The organism is Mycobacterium sp. ELW1, from assembly GCF_008329905.1.
Taxonomy (GTDB): Bacteria; Actinomycetota; Actinomycetes; order Mycobacteriales; family Mycobacteriaceae; genus Mycobacterium.
Map to the genome: position 1 here is coordinate 439942 of NZ_CP032155.1, position 18362 is coordinate 458303.

Below are 18362 nucleotides of genomic sequence, written 5' to 3' on the forward strand. Positions count from 1 at the left end.
GCAGTGGGCCCTTCCTGGTTGAACGGCATCGGCCGGTGTAGTTCAGCGGTTAGGGTTTCGCCAGTAGCAGCGCGGCGTGGTCACCGGGAGATCGCCGGCTGACCTACCACCGGAAGGCACGCACATGAGCATCGAACCGCCCGACGGGCTGCCTTCGGTGGACGATTTCCGTAGCCGGGCTGGGCACGTCGACCGGGAGTTCGCCGACGCCCGGCGGTACCTCTCCGCGTTGTGCGACGACGACAACCACACACTGGGCGAACTCATGACAGAGATTCACCGCAGTGGGCGGGCCATGCAGGTGCTGGCGGCCATGGCGGTGCTCGCCCTGGACTTTGCGAACCTCTCCGCCGACCGTCTTGGCGGTGATGTGCAGCGGTGGCTGGACCAGTCTGAGATGACACCGGACCGGGCCGATGCCGAGCGACGACAGAATGAACTCGGCGGTGAAGCATAGTTTTTCGGGGCCTTTTGTGGCCTACCGGGCGAGTCAGGTTCGCACGACGGCGGGCCCCATCGCCTCATACCGGCGGGCATCGACGGCGGGTAACTCCGTGCCGGTCACGATCGAGTCGAAATCGGCCACGTCGGCGAATCGGCAGAAGCTGCTGACGCCGAATTTCGTGTGCGCGGCCACCAGAACCCGGCGACGGGCGACTTTGACTGCCATGTGCTTCACCGCGGCGACGGCCGGGTCGGGCGTGGTGAGGCCATGCTCGGGCGAAATGCCGTTCGTGCCAAGGTAAGCGACGTCAATCACCAGGCTGCCGAGCATGTCGGTAGCCCAATGGTCCACCGTCGCCAGCGTGCGGCCCCGCATCCGGCCGCCGAGCAGCAGGACCGTCACCGACTCACTGTGTGCCAGCGCCTCGGCGGCCAGCAGTGACGAGGTCACCACCGTCAGCTCCTGATCGGCCAGCCGTTCGGCGATCAGCCGGGGAGTGAAACCTTCGTCCAGGTACACCGTTTCGGCTCCGTGCAACAGCTCGGTGGCCGCCCCGGCGATCCGGTGCTTCTCGGCGAGGTCCACCTGGCTGCGGTATTCGACGGTTGATTCGAATGCCGCGGTCTCCAGCGGTATGGCGCCGCCGTGCACGCGTTTGAGGATTCGGCGACCGGCGAGCACCTTCAGGTCGCGGCGGATCGTCTCGGCCGCGACATCGAGTTCCTCGGCCAGCGCCGCCACCTCGACTCGCCCCCTGGTGCGGGCGAACTCGACTATGCGGCCTTGGCGGGTGTCCGAATCCACCTCGGTATTCTCACCCGCCGTTGCCGCCGAGTACCGCCCGGACCTCGTCGGCACTCGTGGCGTTCCGAAGCCGGGTCACCTCGTCGTTGTTGAGGAACACCCCGGCGATCCTGGTCAGCAACGCCATATGGTCCTTGCCGGCACCCGCGATACCGACGACGAACTCGGCGGGCTTGCCATTCCAATCGATCGGCTGGGCATAGCGCACGAACGAGATCCCGGTGCGCCGGATGGCGCCCTTGGCCTCGTTGGTGCCGTGCGGGATCGCCAGGCCGTTGCCCATGTAGGTGGACACCGAGCCCTCCCGCTCATGCATCGCGTGGACGTAGGACGGCTCGACCGCGCCGCAGGCCACCAGCAGCCGGCCTGCTTCGCTGATCGCTCCGTCGCGTGTGGTGGCCGTGCCGGCCAGCACGATCGACTCGAGGGCCAGCACGTCCTCGCCGGGTGCCTCGTCGGCCTGTTCGACCGGGGCGGGCGCAGTGCCGTTGCCGCCGTTGGCCTTTCCGAGCAGCTCGACGATTTCGTCGTACTGGGGCGCGTTCATGAAGTTGTCCACCGAGACGTGGACCGCCGACGGCGTCTTCTGCCGTGCGCGTGCGGTCAGATCCTGGTGGGTGACCACCAAACCGTAGGTGTCGGTGAGATTGGCGATGGACTGGTTGGTCACCTTGACGTCGGAGAAGCCGGCTCCCTGAACCTTCTTGCGCAGCACCGAGGCGCCCATCGCCGACGAGCCCATGCCGGCGTCGCAGGCGAACACGATGTTGGTGATGGGGCCCCCGTCGGCAGAGCCGACCAGTGCCGAGGACACGCTCGATTTCTTGCCCTTGAGTGCCTCCATGCCCGCAGTCGCGGCGGCCAGGTCTCCGTCGTCGTCGGAGCGGTCGGTCTTCAGCAGGAGTGCGGCCACCGCGAATGAGACTGCGGCGGCGCCCACCACCGACAGCGTGACACCGAGGTAGCTGCCGGTGGCGGTCTGGGCGTAGACGGCGATGATGGAACCCGGTGCGGCCGGTGCGCGCAGTCCGGATCCGAACAGCACGTTGATGAAGATGCCGGTCATGCCGCCGAGGATGGTGGCGGCGATCAGCTTGGGCTTCATCAGGACGTACGGGAAGTAGATCTCGTGGATGCCGCCGAAGAACTGGATGATCGCCGCGCCCGGTGCCGATGCCTTGGCGGCACCTCGTCCGAATGCCATGAACGCCAGCAGGATTCCCAGTCCGGGGCCGGGATTGGCTTCCAGTAGGAACAGCACGGACTTGCCGGTTTGCAGGGCCTGAGTGGTGCCCAGCGGCGTGAGCACCCCGTGGTTGATCGCATTGTTGAGGAACAGGACCTTGGCCGGCTCGATGAAGATCGACGTCAGGGGCAGCAGGTCGTGGGCGACCAGGAAATCCACCACCCGGCCGGCGCCGTGGCTGAAGCCTGACACGATCGGACCGATTCCGAAGAAGCCGAAGGCGGCCAGGATCAGCCCGACGATGCCGGCCGAGAAGTTGTCGATGAGCATCTCGAAGCCGGGACGGACCTTGCCGTCCCAGATGGCGTCGACCTTCTTCATCACCCAACCGCCGAGAGGTCCCATCATCATCGCGCCGAGGAACATCGGGATGTCGGTGCCCGCGATCACGCCCATGGTCGCGATCGCGCCGACCACGCCGCCGCGGATCCCGTAGACCATCCGGCCGCCGGTGGCTCCGATCAGGATCGGCAGCAGGTAGGTGATCATCGGCGCGACGATGCCGCCGTCGGCGAAGTCCCCCCAGCCGCCGATCTTGGCCACCCAACCGCCCGGGTCGCGCAGCCCCGGGAAAATCCCGGTCAGCCAGCCGGCCTTGATGAACAGGGCGGTGATCAGGCCCCAGGCGATGAAGGCGCCGATATTGGGCATGACCATGTTCGACAGCGACGTGCCCAGCTTCTGAACATGAACTCGTGCCCCGGTCCGCGGTGGTGTCTCGGTGGTGGACAACTCGGTGCCTCCGATTCTTGGGTGATGCCGATCACATCTGATGACCAGTAAAACCCACATATGGGCATGGATGCAAGCATCCGGTCATAAACGGGCAGAAATCGCTGTGGTTTTGTGCCCGGAATACCGTTAGAGTGTGGGTCAGCTCACCCGTAGGAAGGACGATCGCCATGAAAGCCCTGCGCTTCTACGCACCCGAGGATGTCCGGCTCGAGGATGTCCCGGAGCCCACCTGCGGGCCTGACGAGGTCAAGATCCGGGTACGCAACTGTTCGACGTGCGGTACCGACGTCAAGATCTTCCACAACGGCCACCAGAACCTGACCCCGCCGCGGACGATCGGCCACGAGATCGCCGGCGAGATCGTCGAGGTCGGCGCCGAGGTCAACTCGACGTACGGCAGCGAATGGCAGGTCGGCGACCGGGTGCAGGTCATCGCCGCGGTGCCGTGCGGGCATTGCCACGAATGTCGCAAGGGCTGGATGGCGGTGTGTGAGAACCAGACTTCGGTGGGCTACCAGTACGACGGCGGTTTCGCCGAGTACATGATCGTGCCCAAGCAGGTCCTCGCCGTCGACGGGCTGAACCGGATTCCCGACAACGTCGGCTTCGACGAGGCGTCCGCCGCCGAGCCATTCGCGTGCGCCATCAACGCCCAGGAGCTGCTGGGCATCGAGGAAGGTGACACCGTCGTTGTCTTCGGCGCCGGCCCGATCGGCTGTATGCACATCCGGATCGCCCGCGGCGTGCACAACTGCGGACCGGTATATCTCGTCGACGTCAACGACAGCCGCCTGGCGATGTCCGCTGACGCAGTCCACCCCGACGGGGTCATCAACGCCGCCGACGTCGATGTCGTCGCCAAGGTCATGGAGCTGACCGGCGGCCGTGGTGCCGACGTGATCATCACCGCGACGGCCGCCAACATCACTCAGGAGCAGGCGATCGCGATGGCCGCGCGCAACGGGCGCATCTCCTTCTTCGGTGGCCTACCCAAGACCAATCCGACGATCACCTGCGACTCGAACGTGGTGCATTACCGCCAGCTGCACATCCACGGCGCGAACGGCTCGGCGCCCGAGCACAACAAGCGTGCGCTCGAATACATCTCCACCGGGCAGGTCCCCGTGAAAGACCTCATCACCCGCCATATTTCGCTCGACGACGTGATGGACGCTTTCGGCATCGTCAAAAGCGGCGAGGCGATCAAGGTCACCGTCGAGCCATAGACCCAAAGGGTTTCGGCTTCACCTCTGGTGGAACACGTGTGTTTACGCACTCCACGAGAGGACATGATGGAACACAACAATGCCGAGCAGGCGCGGGCTGGCCTGGTCGGCTCGATCAAGGGCAAGGTCAAAGAGGCCTTCGGCGCTGTCACCGGCAACGATTCGTTGACCGCCGAGGGGCAACTCGACCAGGTCGAAGCGCAGCACCGCAAGGAAGCCAACGCGGCCGAAGCGGTCGCGGATGCCGAGGCGGCCGAGGCGCAGTCGCAGAAGGCCGAGGCCAGATCGGCGGGAGTCGATGCCCGCACCGAGGTGAACAGCCGGGCCGCATCGGCCGAACAGCTCATCGACGGCCAGGCGGAAGCCCAGAAGCGCGCTGCCGAAAAAGCCGCTCACCAGCAGGCGGTCACTGAGGCTGCCCGAGCCGAGCAGGATGCCCAACGCGACGCCGCCAGTGCGGACGCGCGGGCACGGCTCGAGTCGCAGCAGGCCGGCGAGAAGCTGGCGGCGGCTGCTGAAGACCATCAAGACGCCGTGCTCGATGCCGCCAGTGCGAAGGCGGAAGCCGATCGCCTCAGGCGTGCGGCCGACGACCTGACCAACAACGCCGACCTCCCCTGAGCGTCAGCGACTACCGGACTCTAGGAGCCCAGCCCATGAATGTCACCACCTTGCCCTTCGCGGTCTTGCGTCTGCAATACCGTGCAGCCCGCATCCCCCTTCAAATCGTCGAGGACCACCTGGTCGCACGGCTCGCCGCCGAGTCGCCGGCCCGACTGTTCTACGAGCGCTCCCTGGGTGCGCTCGATGTCAGGGTCGGCAGAACCCTCGGAGATCGCGGACTCACCGAGCGCGGCGCGGCCATGGCCAAGCGCAGCGATACGCTGCGCGAGGCGGCCCGGCTCGACGCTGAGGCGGAGGCCGAAGCCCGTTCCGCCGGTGAAGAATTCACCACCCGCCGTGACGAGGCGATCCGCCAGAGCGACGACGCTCAGTCCGCCAAGGCGGAGGCGGTAGAGGAGGCGCGGCTCAACGCGCAAGCGCGCAAACGGCACGCGGCGCAGAGCGCCCAAGAACGTGCCGACACCGCGAAGGACCGCGCTGACAACACTGCGGCCCAGCGGGCTGCCGCAGTGCAGAAGGCCAAGCAAGACGAACAAGCTCGAATCGACGCGGTGCAGAAGGCGACGACCAAGGCCGCTGACGCCAAGCTCAGCGACGCGCAGCAGAAGCGCAGCGAAGCCGTGGCCACGCGCAACGATGCCGACCGGGTATCCGAGCTCGCCGATGCAGAGAAGAAGAAGCGACAGGAAGCCCGGGCAGCCGGGAACGGCACCACGTAGGTCGCGCGTGGCGGCGGGAGGGCGTAGTCAGGCTTTCCCGCCGCGCAGGTACACCGTGGTGGTGTGGGTGAAGAACTCGCGGGCCGCGGTGCCCTGCTCTTTGGGGCCGAGCCCGCTCTTCTTCGCCCCGCCGAACGGCACATGGGGATCTGCCCCAGCCGACTCGGAGTTGATGTGCAGCACCCCGACGTCGACGTGCTCGACGGCGTGGAGTGCACGCGTCAGGTCTTGGGTGAAATAGCTGCCGACAGCCCGAATTCGCTCTCATTGGCCAATGCGAACGCCCCGTCGGCATCCGTGGCGCGCCGCGCGGCCAGCACCGGGCCGAACAATTCCTCGGACCAGATGTCGGCCGGTGCCGTCAACTCCACCAGCGTGGGTGCGACGAAGAAGCCTTCCGCCAGCAGGCCTTTGAAGTAGGGCTCGCCGCCGGTCAGCACCTCGACGCCTTGGTTCATGGCGGTGCCCAGGCCCCCCGCCGGTCAGCACCTCGACGCCTTGGTTCATGGCGGTGCCCAGGCCCCCGTAGATATTCCGCTGCGCAGCACCGGTGATCACCGGACCCATCTGCGTCGCGTCTTCGGTCGGGTCGCCGACGACCAGCGCGTCGACCCGGGTCGCGAGCTCGTCGAGGAACCGGTCGGCGATCCCCTCGGTGACGATCAATCGTGATGTGGCCGTGCATTTTTGGCCAGTGGAACGGAATGCTCCCAGCATCACCTGGTCCAGGGCGAGCTCGATATCCGCGTCGTCGAGGACCACGGCCGCGTTCTTTCCGCCCATCTCGGCCTGGACCGGCACACCCCGGGCTGCGGCCGAGGCAGCAATGCGACGGCCCACCGCGGTCGAGCCGGTGAAGCTGATCGCGGCGAGGTCGGGGTGTTCGACCAGCGCCTCACCGATCGCAGACTCGCCGATCACAAGATTGAGCACACCCGGCGGAAGGCCCGCCGCTGTCAGCGCCTCGGCGAGCCGGATCGCCAGCAGCGGAACGGTGGTCGCCGGCTTCCACACCACAGTGTTGCCGTAGACCAGGGCCGGAGCGATCTTCCAGGCCGGGATCGCGATGGGGAAATTGAACGGGGTGATGACGGCGACGACGCCGACCGGCTTGCGGGTCACCAGAATCTGCTCACCCCGCGCGCGGCGAGGCGAAGATCTCGCCGGCCTGGCGGTCGCCTTCGTTGCCGTAGTAGCGCAGGATCTGGGCAGCCCGGCGAACCTCGCCGATACCCTCGGCCTTGGTCTTGCCTTCCTCGGTCGCCAGCTCGAGACCCCACGCTCCGGCGTTGCGCTCGACTACAGCGGCCGCCTCCAGCAACACGGCGCCACGCTCATGGATGGGTGTGCGGGCCCAGCCCTTCAGCGCCTCACCTGCCGCGCCGACGGCACTGTCGACGTCGGCCGGTGTTGCGCAAAGTCCCTCGGCGACAACCACACTCGGCCGGGTCGGGTTGACACTGCTGACGGCATCGCCGTGGCCGGCGTGCCATTCTCCGGCGATCAGATGCCGCAGTTCGGTCGCGTCGGTCACCTCAGCGGAACGCAGCCTGGCCGGTCAGCGCACGTCCGATCGACAGCAGGTGCATCTCGGAGGTGCCTTCATAGGTGAGGACGGACTCGAGGTTGTTCGCATGCCGCAGCGGCGAATACTCCAGCGTGATCCCGCTGCCGCCCAGCAGGGTTCGGCATTCGCGCGCGATGGCCAGCGCCTCGCGGACGTTGTTGAGCTTGCCGAGGCTGATCTGCTCGGGACGGGCGCCTTCGGCGTCTTTCAGCCGGCCGAGGTGCACGGCCAGCAGCATGCCCTTGCCCAGCTCGAGGGTCATGTTGGCCAGCTTCTCCTGCGACAGCTGGAAACTCGACAGCGGCCGGTCGAAGACCTCACGCGCTTGCGCGTAGGCGATCGCGGTCTCCAGGCTGTCGCGCGCCGCTCCCAGCGCGCCGAACACGATCCCGAACCGGGCCTCGTTGAGGCACGACAGCGGCGCACCCAGGCCGGTGGCCTCCGGCAGCTGGGCCGACGCCGGCAGCCGCACGTTGTCGAGCACCAGCTCCGAGGTGACCGAGGCCCGCAGCGACAGCTTCTTGTGAATGACATTGGCCGTGAACCCGGGAGTATCCGTCGGTACCAGGAAACCCCGAACACCGTCGTCGGTCTGCGCCCACACCGTGGCCACATCGGCGAGATTGCCGTTGGTGATCCACATCTTGGTGCCGTCGAGCACCCAATCGCTTCCGTCACGCCTCGCCCGGGTGCGCATCCCGGCGGGGTTGGAACCGAAGTCCGGCTCGGTCAGGCCGAAGCACCCGATCGCCTCGCCGGTGGCCAGCCGGGGCAGCCACTCGTTCTTCTGTTCCTCGGAGCCGTACCGATAGATCGAGAACATCGACAGCGAGCCCTGGACCGACACGAAACTGCGGAACCCGCTGTCACCGGCCTCGAGCTCCATACACGCCAGGCCGTAGCTGACCGCATTGGTCCCCGCGCAGCCGTAGCCCTGCAGGTGCATGCCCAACAAGCCCATGTCGCCGAACTCTTTGCCGAGTTCTTTTGGCAGGGTGCCGGATTCGAACCAGTCCTCGACATTCGGCCGAAGCCGGGTGTCGACGAACTTGCGGACGGTGGCGGCGATGTCGCGTTCGTCGGCGTCGAGCAGACGGTCGGTCGCGAACAGCTCCAGCGGTGTGTAAGTGTCCTTCTTGGCCGGAGCCGTGGTGGTGCTCATGGGTTATCCGATCCGGATCAGTTTCTTGTTGACGAACTCGTCGATGCCGAACCGGCCCAGCTCCCGTCCGAAACCGGAGCGCTTCACTCCGCCGAACGGCAGCTCGACACCGTCGGCGCCGACCACGTTCACGAACACCATTCCGGCGTCGATCTTGTCGGCTACCCGCTTGGCCTGTTCTTCATCCGTGGTGAACACGTAGGAGCCGAGCCCGAACGGAATGTCGTTGGCCAGTTCGACGGCCTCGTCCTCGGAACTGACCTTGAAGACCATCGCCACCGGACCGAACAGTTCCTCGCGATAGGTCGCCGAGTCGGGGGAGACCCCGGTCAGCACGCCCGGCGGGAAGTAGGCGCCGTCGCGCTTGCCTTCCGAGACCAGGTTGGCGCCGTCGGCCACCGCGCGATCGATCTGCTCGGCCAGCCGCTGGGCCGCGCCCAACGACGACAGTGGCGCCAGCCCGTCGGCCGCTTCGACCACCTTCTTGGTGAATTTGTCCAGGAACTCGTCGTAGAGGTCGGCGGAGACGATGAACCGCTTGGCCGCGTTGCAGGCTTGACCGGTGTTCTCGAAGCGGCCCGCCATCGCGGCCTCGACGGTCGCGTCCAGGTCGTCGCTGGACAGCACGATGAACGGATCCGAGCCACCGAGCTCCAGCACCACCTTCTTCAGGTTGCGCCCGGCGATCTCGGCGACCGCGGCACCGGCACGCTCGGAACCGGTCAGCGACACCCCCTGCACTCGCGGGTCGGCGATGGCGTCGGCGATCTGCTCGTTGGTCGCATACACGTTGACGTAGGCACCGGCCGGGTAGCCGGCGTCGTCGAAGATCTGCTGGATGGCCTCGGCGGATTCCGGGCACTGCGGGGCGTGCTTGAGCACGATCGTGTTGCCCAGCGTCAGGTTCGGACCCGCGAACCGGGCGACCTGGTAGTACGGGTAGTTCCACGGCATGATGCCCAGCAGGACGCCCACCGGGCCGCGCTTGATCACCGCGCTGCCGTCGCCGTCGAGCAGTTCGATCGGCTCGTCGGCGAGGAACTTCTCGGCGTTGTCGGCGTAGTACTCGTAGATCGCCGCGCTGAAGTCGACTTCGCCGAGGGCCTGGTCCAGCGGTTTGCCCATCTCGCGGTTGATGATCTCGGCCAGCTTGTCGCGACGCTCGGTGTGCAGGGCGGCCACCCGGCGGATCAGGTTCGCCCGGTCGGCCACGGTCGAGGTCTTCGACCAGTCCCGGAAGGCGGCGGCGGCCGACGCCAGCGCCTGTTCGATCTGTTCGTCGGTGGCCGTCGGGTACTCCCGCACGACTTCACCGGATTTCGGGTCGACCACCGCGTACAGACTCATGCTTCGTCCTCAGGGTTTAGTGGTGTAAAACTTAACGAAGTTATATACCGCTAAACTCCCATGCCACAAGGGCAGGGTGCTGGCCGTCCGCCGAAGTGAGGTGTCCCGATGCAGGACGGCGCCGGCGTCGAGGTTCTCGCGGGGGTCGACGGCTGGATGACCAGGCTGGGCCCGAAGCTGCGCGAGCTCCGCAAAGAGCGTGCGCTGACGTTGGAAGCGGTCGCCTCCTCGGCCGGTCTGACCAAAGGCTTCCTGAGTCTCCTGGAGCGCGGTCAGACCACCATCTCGGTGCCCAACCTGCTCCGCGTGTGCGAAATCCTCAGTGTCTCAGTGGGTTCGCTGTTCGACTATCCGGATTCGCCTGTCGTGCGCGGCGGGGGTGCGCCAGTAGAGATGGGCGGCACCGGAATCCGCGAGTATCTGCTGACGCCGGAGACCGAACGCAACCTGCAGGTGATGCGCACGGTGCTACACCCCGGCGGCGGGACGGGCGGCGCTTACACATTGGAGTCCGAAACCATCTTCGTCTTCGTGCTGCGCGGGTGCCTGCGCCTGACCGTCGATGGTCAGGAATCGGTCCTCAAAACCGGCGACTGCTACACCTTCTCGGCGAAGGCAGCGCATTCCTGGGACAACCCCGGACCGGATGTCAGCGAGGTATTGTGGTCGATCACGCCACCGATCCCACGGATTTCGGACCCGAATCGGGCCTGAACGTGCTCTACTGACCAGACAGTTTGGTGCCGGGGAAGGTATTTGGGTGGTCAAGAAGTCAGCGGGAAAGCGCGTTGAGGGCGACGAGAAGATCGCCGTCGATCAGCGCGTCCGTGTCTATGCCGACACCGACGACGAGGTGCGGGGCGTCATCGTCGAGGATTTCGGCGACCTGGCCGGCCACGCGGTCGATGTCGGGGACGTGCACATCTCGGATGCGGCGCGGCGCTGGGCGGTCCTCACCGATGCCGGCACCCTGGTTTTCGTCGACAGCCACCAGATCGCCTCGGAGTAAAGACCGCTAGCCGAACAGGTGCCGGCGACGCCGCGCCGGAGGCCGTCGTGACGCGTAGGGCCAAGGATTGTTGCGCTCGGGAACCGCATCGGCGCGCACCTGCTTGAGTTGGGTTCGCAGATTCGCTTTCAGCTCGTGTAACTCGGGATCGGCCCAGCGATTGATCGCCTCGATCGGGTCGTCGGTCAGGTTGTAGAGCTCCCATTGGTCGTCGAGCGGACTGGTGCGATACGTCTCGCCCCCGACGCCGTTGGCGGCGAGATGCCGAATCCCGGGCTCGGTCCAGGTGCCCGGGTCGTCGAACGTGCGCACCAACTTCCACAGGTGACCGTCGACCTGGGTGACGAGCCCTTCGAAGTTCGCGGCGGTGTGTGCCGGAATCCGGATACGCAATGGCGCAGGAGGATTCACCGTCTGCTTGAGGCGGCGGCCCAGTCCTGAGGCCCCGGTGTCGCCTTCGAGCATGTTGTCGCGGGTCATGATGTACACCGCTCGTGTGTCGTCGGCAGGCGCCCCGTCGACGATCGGCATGACATTTCGGCCCGGCAGTGGGTGAACTTCGGTGAAGGATTCGGAAAGCGTTGCGGCCGTGGACTGCACATCGATACCGGCGGCGCCGAGCAGGGTCGGCAGCAGGTCCACGTGGGAAGTCGGTGCTGTCACCAGTCGCCGCTCGGTGGCGCCGGCACCGACCCGCGCGATCACGAACGGCACGCGGGTCGCCTCGTCGTAGAGGTTGAACCACTTCTGATGAAGTCCGCCGTGCGCCCCGAGCAGATCGCCGTGATCGGCGGTGCGTACCAGCACGGCATGCTCCGAGCCGCCGTCGGTCACCGTTCGGCGAACGCGATCGATAGGCGTGTCCACCTCGGCGTGCAACCGGTAGTAGAGGTCCCGATAGCGTTGCGCGCCAGAGTCATACACCCGCTGGATCGCCGCCGCGGGACCATACCCGGAGTAGTAGGCCTCCCGGAAAGCGATCTGCGCGGCGGGCTTGGTGCGCAGGTCTTCTGCCGCGGTGGGGGCGGGCGGAATCGGTGGTGGGTCCAGCGGCGAGGGTTCCAGCGGGCTTCGCCGCGCCCAGGTGGGGAACAACACGATGTCGTGTGGGTTGACGAAACTCGCCACCAGCAGGAACGGCCGCAGTGCCGTCGCGTCACCGGCACGTCGGCGGGCATAGCGATCCTGCAGCCAGGTCACCACCCGGTCGGCGATCAGCGGGTCACGTCGGACGCCGCTGTTGGCCAGTCCTGCGCCGTGCGGTTCGGGACCGACCCAGCCGGAGAATCCGAACGGCGCAAGCGGGTCGGCGTCGAGGTAGCGCCGTACCGCTCCGGGGTCGACGACACCGTCGTCGTCATTGGTCGCCAGCGGACCACCGGTGTCGGGATCGGTCAGGTCGGCGTGCGAGATGTGCCACTTGCCGTCGTAGTGGGTGTCATAGCCCGCCGCGCGGAACCAGTTACCCAGGGTGGGCACTTCACCGCGGCGCAACCAGCGCATCCTCGAATCGTCGAATACCTTTCCGATGCCGTCGGTCTGGGTGACGCCGTGCAGGTCGGGATACTGCCCGGTGAAGATCGTCGGCCGACTCGGCACACAGGCCAGCGAGCCGGTGTAGTGGCGCCCGAAACTGACGCCATTCTCGTCGAACCACCGTCGGCCGCTCAATACTCGCTGCCGCCAGGCCAGAACGTCATCGGCCTCGTACGGCGGAGTCGCGCGTTCCTCGTCGGTCATCACGATGATGATGTCGGGACGTTCAGACGCTTCACGCGCTTCAGACACGGTGGCCCTCCAATTCTCTTGCCAGGCAGCCGATCAGACGGTCGAGCCGGGTGACGGACGCGCGAAGGAACACTCGTTCGGCGATCCGTTGCAGCGGATTGGATCCCACGGTCACCGCACTTGTCAGGCTGACCTCGGTGAGACCCCGGGCGATCGGCCGCAGAGTCCACCGGTTGCGGAGCCGGCGCACCAATGGGGGCAGTCCCTCGACGTCGTAGGCGAGTGTGTGCGGCGGGTCGAATTCGACGATTCGCTCGACGAGCGTCGTCCGCCCGAGCTGGATGCGGCGTGACGTACCGACGGCGCCGCCGGCGGCGCCGTGATCGAGCAGGCACGAGTGGTCGACGACGTCGGCCCACGAACTGACCGCACCGAAGTCGGCCAGCACGTCCCAGATCTTCTGCGGGTCGGCGGCGATTGCTCGGCTGCGGCGAATGTCGGCCACCGGATCATTCAACCGCATCCGTGGTGGTGATGTCGGGAATGTGGAGGCCACCGTCGGGACCGCAGTTCGGCTACGCTGCGCGCGATGAACGAGGTTGTTCTTGCCCGCGCGCTCGCTGACCTGCCGGTGGAGGTGGCTCGAGTCCCGGCTCCCGTCGTACCGGCCGTCGATCCACCGTATGCGCTACGGGTGGCGACGGCCGCCGACGCCGCGATGGTCGCCGAGTGGATGAACCGCCCGCATCTGGCGCAGGCGTGGGAATACGACTGGCCCGTCGACCGCTGGCGGCGGCATCTGCAGGCGCAACTCGACGGCACGTACTCCGTACCGCTGATCGTCAGCCTCGACGGCGTCGACGACGGTTACCTCGAGTTGTACAGGGCGGCAAAGGATTCGATAGCACCGTGTTATGACGCGGATCCCTACGATCTCGGACTGCATGCCGCCATCGCCAGCACGGCTCTCCTCAACCGGGGCGTCGGGCTTGATCTGCTTCCCCAGCTGATCGCAAACCTGTTCGCGGCCGAGCCACGGTGCCGGCGGGTGATGTTCGATCCCGACCATCGCAATGCGGCCGCCCGACGGGTGTGCGAAGCCGCGGGATGCAGGTTCCTCGGCGAGTTCGACATGTCGAACCGGCGCATGGCGCTCTATGCGTTCGAGCGGCCTGCTGAGCTCAACTAAGTATGGTTAGGCGTACCTATTGAAACTTAGGTAAGTCTTAGCTAATCTCCGACGGCGATACTTACTCGTCAATATCTTGCAGAAGGAGATTTCGTGCACGCCGCTGTCAACTATTCGGGGGCTGATTTTGTTGCCAGCCCGGCAATCTCGGCGCGCCGCGCCAGCAGATTCACCATCGCCGGTGCGGCGATGATCACCGCAGGCGCGCTGGTCGCCGGTCCGGCCACCCAGTCGCTGCCCGACGAAATTCAGCGGCGAGCCATCCAGGCGGTCGAGCTGACCGGCCTGTCGGTCACCGCCTCACCGTTGACCATCTACCCGCAGATCGTCACCAACACGGTCACCAACATCGCGGCTCTGACCCAGGCGATCGCGGCCGATCCGCTGCCCGTTCTGTCTCAGGTCGCCCGCAACCAGCTCGGCTACGCCACCGAGATCGGGAACGCCATCGCCGGCATTCCGGCCGGGTGGGAGACCTACATGGCGGGTCGCGGCGGGACGTTCCTGGCGAACCTCAAGGTCGCGATCGACCAGGGCAACAACGCCGAAATCGTGAACCAGTTGAGCAGTTTCGTGCTGTACGGCGCACTGGCGACGATCACGCCGATCTACAACGCTCTGCTCACCTACACCCCCCGCGGCAGCACCGTGCCGAATCCCGGTATCCCCCAACAGATCGCGCAGAACTTTGCGAATGCCGTCGGCGCGATCTTCAGCAGCACCACGCTCGTCAACGGCATCTTCCAGCCGATCTACGGTGCGGCGCTGAGCGTGTTGGCCACCGCGGGAGACATCGTCGGTGGTCTGGTCCAGTCGGTGTCGGCCGGCGACGCCGTGGGAGCGATCAACACCGTGGTCAACACCCCGGGTCTGTTCGTGAACGCCGTCCTGAACGGCTGGAACAACCCGAAGTCCGCCGCGCCGTTCCCGGCTCTGCTGACCTTCATCCCGGTCGCACCCCCGACCGACCCGGCCAACGGTGTGACCGTGACCGGTACTTCGATCGGTCTGCTGGGCCGGCTGCTGGTCTCCATCCCGCAGGCGATCGCCAAGGCCATCACCCCCGTCACCACGACAACGGCCAGCAGCACCCCGGCGGCGACCGCGGTGTCCGCGGCTGCGGAGTCGGCGCAGACCAAGGCAGTGACGGCCGGTACCACCGAGGTGGCCACGACCACGGCTGAGGGATCCACGGCGACCTCGGCGGCCGGCTCGACCGAGAGCACGACGACCGAGGCCGCGGAAGCCGTGGCCAAGAGCGAGGTTTCGGTCCCGACCGCGGCCAGCAAGACCGCGAAGAAGACGGCCAGCGGTTCGTCGACGAAGGCGGGCGGTGACACCGGGTCGGCCGTTAAGGCCACCGACGGCAAGAAGTCCACCGCAGGCAGTGCCCGCAGCCCGCGCGGCAAGGCCTCGTCGTCGAGCTCGTCCTCGAGCTCATCGTCGAGCTCGTCGGACGCCAAGTAACACCTATGAAGAGCCGGGCCCCCGCATGGGGGCCCGGCTTTTTCAAGTGAGGACTGTCGACATGACCGACGTAACCGCAGCACCGCGAGCGCCGATCGAAGCGGCCCGCCGGGCCGAGACTCCCGACGGCATGACACCCGCCGACGTGGTCGCACAGCTGGCGGCCGCCGTTCCCGAACGGACTGGGGACGACTACCTCATCTACGAGCAACACGGCCGCTGGACATTGGCGATCGGCGCGCGTACGTCCATCGAGCTCGATCGCGACGAATGCCGCATCCGCGATGGCCAGACTGTGGTCGCCCACCAGTGGAGCGGGCGCCCGGCGCATGTGCTCGCCACCGCGCTCGAGTCCACGTTGGTGGACGGTGAGCCGGCATTCGGCTGGATCGCCTTCGAGCTCGGTGCGCATCGCCACGGTTTGTTCGACAAGCTTCCGGTGGATGCACCTCTGGCCCGTATCTTCACCCCGCGTAGCCGGGTCATCGTCTCGGACGACGGAATCCAGGTGGTCAACGCCGACAAGGAGCTCGACGCGGCGATCCGGGCACTGCAGCCCGACCGCCTCAACGCACGGGTCGGCGTGGTGGACGTGACCGCTGACCCAAGCCGATACCGCGATCGCGTCGCGACGGCGGTCGCCGAGATCCGGGATGGGCGCTACCAGAAGGTCATCCTGTCCCGCACCGTCGACGTGCCATTCTCCGTTGACTTCCCGGCGACGTACAGCCTGGGGCGCAGGCACAACACGCCTGCGCGATCATTTCTGCTGCGGCACGGTGGAATTCGCGCTCTGGGATTCAGTCCCGAATTGGTGGCAGCGGTGCGCAGCGACGGTGCGGTGGTGACCGAACCCCTGGCCGGCACGAGGGCGTTCGGACGCGGACCCAACGACGACCGCGCAGCCCGGGACGATCTGGAATCCGATGCCAAGGAGATCGTCGAGCACGCGCTGTCGGTGCGGACCTCTCAGGACGAGATCGCCGAGGTCGCCGAGCCGGGCAGCGTCGCGGTCACCGACTTCATGACGGTGCGGGAGCGGGGCAGTGTTCAGCACCTCGGCTCGACCGTCGGCGGCACCCTGCTTCCCACCCGCAACCGGATGGACGCGCTGGAGGCGCTGTTCCCGGCCGTGACGGCGTCCGGAATCCCCAAAGGTCCTGGCGTCGAGGCGATTCTGCGGCTCGACGAAATGCCACGCGGCCTGTATTCCGGTGCGGTCGCGATGTTCACCCCCGACGGTGGGATGGATGCCGCGCTGGCGTTACGCGCGGTGTACGAAGCCGATTCCCGAACCTGGCTGCGCGCCGGCGCGGGCATCATCGCCGCCTCGACGCCCGAGCGGGAGTTCGAGGAGACCTGCGAGAAGATGGCCTGCCTGGCGCCTTACCTCGTCGCGCGGTGAGCCGGCTCAGCCACTCAACTGCGCGACGATGGAGCGCTTGTCGATTTTGCCCACCGCTGTCGTCGGCAAGGCGGGCATCGGCGCGATCATGTCCGGGCGGCAGTGTACAGCGACGCCGCGGGCGTCGAGATGCTCGTTGAGCTCGGGCAGCGTAACCGGGCTGCCGCGGAAAACAATTGCCGCACAGATTTTCTCGCCCAGATAAGGATCGGGCAGGCCGATCGCGGCGGCGGCCGCGATCCGCGGATGGGTCAGCAGATGGCTCTCCAGGTCCAGGGCGGCCACGGTTTCCCCGCCACGAACAATGACATCCTTGACTCTGCCGGTCACCTCGAGATACCCATTGGCGAACCGGCGGACCTTGTCCCCGCTGCGGTAGAAGCCGTCCGGGGTGAACGAACGCTGGTTCTCTGCCTCCGCCCGGAAGTACCCGTTGATGGTGTACGGCCCGCGAACCAGAAGCTCTCCCGGCTGGCCGTCCGGCACTGGAGCGCCGGTGTCGTCGACGATGCGCAACTCGTCGTCATCGGCCAGCGGCCGGCCCTGGGTGTGGTCGACGATCTCCGGGGGGTCTCCAATCCTGGTGTAGCACAACAGGCCTTCGGCCATCCCGAATACCTGCTGCAGGCCGGGAGTGAGCGCAGACCGGATGTGGCCGGCATCGTCTGAGGCCAGCTTGGCGCCACCGACCTGAAGCAGCCGCAGCGTGGTCGGGAGTTGGTCCTCCCATTGGCAGGCTTGCGCCCACAACCGGGCCAGCGCGGGCACCAGCGCGGTGGCCGTGACACGGTGACGGGCGATGGTGGCGAATGCGGCTTCCGGGCTGGGGTCGCGGCCGAACACGACGGTGGCGCCCACGCTCATGGCGCCGAGCAGGCCCGGGCACGCGAGCGGAAAGTTGTGGCCGGCAGGCAGCGCGACAAGGTAGACGTCGTCGCTCGTCAGGCGGCACAGCGCGGCGCTGGCGGTGGCGTTGTAGACGTAATCGTCGTGCGTGCGGGGGATCAGTTTCGGGGCACCTGTCGTACCACCGGACACCAGCAGCAGAGCTGGGTCGCTGGTGGCGGGCTGCAGCCGCGGCGGCCTTCCGTTGCCCTCGCACAGCTGCGACCACGCGATGTGCGGACCCGCATCACCGTCGATGATCACGTGTCGCAACTGGCTGGGGCGCTTCACAAGCCGCTCGGCCATCGCCCGGTAGTCGAAGCTGGGATCGCTGCCCACGATGATCCCGACCGCGCCGCTGACGTCGAGGAAGTGTGCCAGCTCCGCGTCCCGGTGACCGGGCAGGCAGAGCACGGGCAGCGCGCCGGCACGCAACAGACCGAACAGCGCGACCGCGAATTGGCAGCTGTTCGGCAACTGAACCAACACGCTGTGCCCCGGCCCGATGCCCAGGGCGGACAGCCCGGCGGCGGCAGCGTCGGCTCGACGGTCGAGCTCGGCGTAGGTGAAGCGAGCCGAATCATCGACGATTGCCGGCCGGTCGGGCCACTGCGTCGCCGCCGACCGCAAGATCTCGTCGAGGGGCTGGCCGGCCCAGTATCCCGAGTCGCGATAGTGGCTCGCGCGGTTCGGGGGAAAGGGGGTGAATCCGCTCATTGCGCTCCCTGACGTAGGCATCTCCGAGCAGTCAGCATAGGGTAGCCTTCCCAAAGTTAGGTGAGGCTGTTCTGAGATAGGGAGGCG

At 66.9% G+C, this 18362-nt stretch carries 16 protein-coding genes and 1 pseudogene; 9 read left to right on the forward strand and 8 right to left on the reverse strand.

Annotated elements, in window-relative coordinates; translation table 11 throughout:
- The first annotated feature begins 124 nt into the window (after nucleotides 1–124).
- Complete coding sequence (locus D3H54_RS01975; protein ID WP_149377629.1) at nucleotides 125–457, forward strand: hypothetical protein; 333 nt, start codon at nucleotides 125–127, stop codon at nucleotides 455–457.
- Nucleotides 458–490: 33 nt separating this feature from the next.
- Here the strand turns inward: D3H54_RS01975 and D3H54_RS01980 are convergent, their stop codons facing one another.
- Both D3H54_RS01980 and D3H54_RS01985 read right to left on the reverse strand, forming a co-directional pair.
- Nucleotides 491–1249 (reverse strand): DeoR/GlpR family DNA-binding transcription regulator, encoded by a 759-nt coding sequence (locus tag D3H54_RS01980; protein WP_149377630.1) that lies wholly within the window; start codon nucleotides 1247–1249, stop codon nucleotides 491–493.
- A gap of 10 nt (nucleotides 1250–1259) precedes the next feature.
- Nucleotides 1260–3287: a PTS mannitol transporter subunit IICBA gene (locus D3H54_RS01985; RefSeq protein WP_149377631.1), complete on the reverse strand. Its 2028-nt coding sequence runs from the start codon at nucleotides 3285–3287 to the stop codon at nucleotides 1260–1262.
- 110 nt (nucleotides 3288–3397) lie between these two features.
- On the opposite strand from D3H54_RS01985, the gene D3H54_RS01990 reads away from it, so the two are divergent.
- The 3 genes from D3H54_RS01990 (at nucleotide 3398) to D3H54_RS02000 (ending at nucleotide 5799) form a co-directional block, all read left to right on the forward strand.
- The gene (locus D3H54_RS01990; RefSeq protein WP_149377632.1) at nucleotides 3398–4456 is read left to right on the forward strand and encodes a zinc-dependent dehydrogenase; all 1059 of its coding nucleotides are present in this window, start codon (nucleotides 3398–3400) and stop codon (nucleotides 4454–4456) included.
- Nucleotides 4457–4519: 63 nt separating this feature from the next.
- Nucleotides 4520–5077, forward strand: coding sequence for a CsbD family protein (locus tag D3H54_RS01995; RefSeq protein WP_149377633.1), 558 nt, complete (start codon nucleotides 4520–4522; stop codon nucleotides 5075–5077).
- A 35-nt stretch (nucleotides 5078–5112) separates the two neighbouring features.
- The gene (locus D3H54_RS02000; RefSeq protein ID WP_149377634.1) at nucleotides 5113–5799 is read left to right on the forward strand and encodes an IF2 family translation initiation factor; all 687 of its coding nucleotides are present in this window, start codon (nucleotides 5113–5115) and stop codon (nucleotides 5797–5799) included.
- Nucleotides 5800–5826: 27 nt separating this feature from the next.
- Here the strand turns inward: D3H54_RS02000 and D3H54_RS02005 are convergent.
- The 3 genes and pseudogenes from D3H54_RS02005 to D3H54_RS02015 all read right to left on the reverse strand — a co-directional run bounded on the left by D3H54_RS02005 (nucleotide 5827) and on the right by D3H54_RS02015 (nucleotide 9875).
- Nucleotides 5827–7333: pseudogene (locus D3H54_RS02005) on the reverse strand (aldehyde dehydrogenase family protein).
- A gap of 1 nt (nucleotide 7334) precedes the next feature.
- Nucleotides 7335–8528 carry an acyl-CoA dehydrogenase family protein gene (locus D3H54_RS02010; protein ID WP_149377635.1) on the reverse strand — a complete coding sequence of 398 codons (1194 nt, stop codon included), beginning with the start codon at nucleotides 8526–8528 and terminating at the stop codon, nucleotides 7335–7337.
- A 3-nt stretch (nucleotides 8529–8531) separates the two neighbouring features.
- Nucleotides 8532–9875 (reverse strand): NAD-dependent succinate-semialdehyde dehydrogenase, encoded by a 1344-nt coding sequence (locus D3H54_RS02015; RefSeq protein ID WP_149377636.1) that lies wholly within the window; start codon nucleotides 9873–9875, stop codon nucleotides 8532–8534.
- Nucleotides 9876–9983: 108 nt separating this feature from the next.
- Here D3H54_RS02015 and D3H54_RS02020 point away from each other — a divergent pair, with 108 nt between their 5' ends.
- Complete coding sequence (locus D3H54_RS02020) at nucleotides 9984–10589, forward strand: helix-turn-helix domain-containing protein (RefSeq protein ID WP_286199082.1); 606 nt, start codon at nucleotides 9984–9986, stop codon at nucleotides 10587–10589.
- 46 nt (nucleotides 10590–10635) lie between these two features.
- Complete coding sequence (locus D3H54_RS02025) at nucleotides 10636–10884, forward strand: hypothetical protein (protein ID WP_149377637.1); 249 nt, start codon at nucleotides 10636–10638, stop codon at nucleotides 10882–10884.
- A 6-nt stretch (nucleotides 10885–10890) separates the two neighbouring features.
- Here the strand turns inward: D3H54_RS02025 and D3H54_RS02030 are convergent, their stop codons facing one another.
- Nucleotides 10891–12624, reverse strand: a complete 1734-nt coding sequence (locus D3H54_RS02030) for a sulfatase-like hydrolase/transferase (RefSeq protein ID WP_149383293.1) — start codon at nucleotides 12622–12624, stop codon at nucleotides 10891–10893.
- Between the two features lie 40 nt (nucleotides 12625–12664).
- The gene (locus D3H54_RS02035) at nucleotides 12665–13135 is read right to left on the reverse strand and encodes an SRPBCC family protein (RefSeq protein WP_149383294.1); all 471 of its coding nucleotides are present in this window, start codon (nucleotides 13133–13135) and stop codon (nucleotides 12665–12667) included.
- A 66-nt stretch (nucleotides 13136–13201) separates the two neighbouring features.
- Here D3H54_RS02035 and D3H54_RS02040 point away from each other — a divergent pair, with 66 nt between their 5' ends.
- The 3 genes from D3H54_RS02040 (at nucleotide 13202) to D3H54_RS02050 (ending at nucleotide 16673) form a co-directional block, all read left to right on the forward strand.
- Nucleotides 13202–13801, forward strand: coding sequence for a GNAT family N-acetyltransferase (locus tag D3H54_RS02040; RefSeq protein ID WP_149377638.1), 600 nt, complete (start codon nucleotides 13202–13204; stop codon nucleotides 13799–13801).
- A gap of 93 nt (nucleotides 13802–13894) precedes the next feature.
- A complete protein-coding gene (locus D3H54_RS02045; RefSeq protein WP_149377639.1) occupies nucleotides 13895–15268 on the forward strand; it encodes a hypothetical protein in 1374 nt (457 codons plus the stop codon).
- 61 nt (nucleotides 15269–15329) lie between these two features.
- On the forward strand, nucleotides 15330–16673 hold the full coding sequence (locus D3H54_RS02050; protein WP_149377640.1) for a salicylate synthase: 1344 nt from the start codon (nucleotides 15330–15332) through the stop codon (nucleotides 16671–16673).
- Between the two features lie 6 nt (nucleotides 16674–16679).
- Here the strand turns inward: D3H54_RS02050 and D3H54_RS02055 are convergent, their stop codons facing one another.
- Nucleotides 16680–18275 (reverse strand): (2,3-dihydroxybenzoyl)adenylate synthase, encoded by a 1596-nt coding sequence (locus tag D3H54_RS02055; RefSeq protein ID WP_149377641.1) that lies wholly within the window; start codon nucleotides 18273–18275, stop codon nucleotides 16680–16682.
- Between the last annotated feature and the right edge of the window lie 87 nt (nucleotides 18276–18362).

Bases quoted from the DNA above. Each gene is read 5' to 3' on its own strand.
- D3H54_RS01975 (WP_149377629.1), top strand. From the start codon at position 125: ATGAGCATCGAACCGCCCGACGGGCTGCCTTCGGTGGACGATTTCCGT.
- D3H54_RS01985 (WP_149377631.1), bottom strand. From the start codon at position 3,287: ATGTGGGTTTTACTGGTCATCAGATGTGATCGGCATCACCCAAGAATC.
- D3H54_RS01990 (WP_149377632.1), top strand. From the start codon at position 3,398: ATGAAAGCCCTGCGCTTCTACGCACCCGAGGATGTCCGGCTCGAGGAT.
- D3H54_RS01995 (WP_149377633.1), top strand. From the start codon at position 4,520: ATGATGGAACACAACAATGCCGAGCAGGCGCGGGCTGGCCTGGTCGGC.
- D3H54_RS02000 (WP_149377634.1), top strand. From the start codon at position 5,113: ATGAATGTCACCACCTTGCCCTTCGCGGTCTTGCGTCTGCAATACCGT.
- D3H54_RS02010 (WP_149377635.1), bottom strand. From the start codon at position 8,528: ATGAGCACCACCACGGCTCCGGCCAAGAAGGACACTTACACACCGCTG.
- D3H54_RS02015 (WP_149377636.1), bottom strand. From the start codon at position 9,875: ATGAGTCTGTACGCGGTGGTCGACCCGAAATCCGGTGAAGTCGTGCGG.
- D3H54_RS02020 (WP_286199082.1), top strand. From the start codon at position 9,984: ATGCAGGACGGCGCCGGCGTCGAGGTTCTCGCGGGGGTCGACGGCTGG.
- D3H54_RS02030 (WP_149383293.1), bottom strand. From the start codon at position 12,624: ATGACCGACGAGGAACGCGCGACTCCGCCGTACGAGGCCGATGACGTT.
- D3H54_RS02035 (WP_149383294.1), bottom strand. From the start codon at position 13,135: ATGCGGTTGAATGATCCGGTGGCCGACATTCGCCGCAGCCGAGCAATC.
- D3H54_RS02040 (WP_149377638.1), top strand. From the start codon at position 13,202: ATGAACGAGGTTGTTCTTGCCCGCGCGCTCGCTGACCTGCCGGTGGAG.
- D3H54_RS02050 (WP_149377640.1), top strand. From the start codon at position 15,330: ATGACCGACGTAACCGCAGCACCGCGAGCGCCGATCGAAGCGGCCCGC.
- D3H54_RS02055 (WP_149377641.1), bottom strand. From the start codon at position 18,275: ATGAGCGGATTCACCCCCTTTCCCCCGAACCGCGCGAGCCACTATCGC.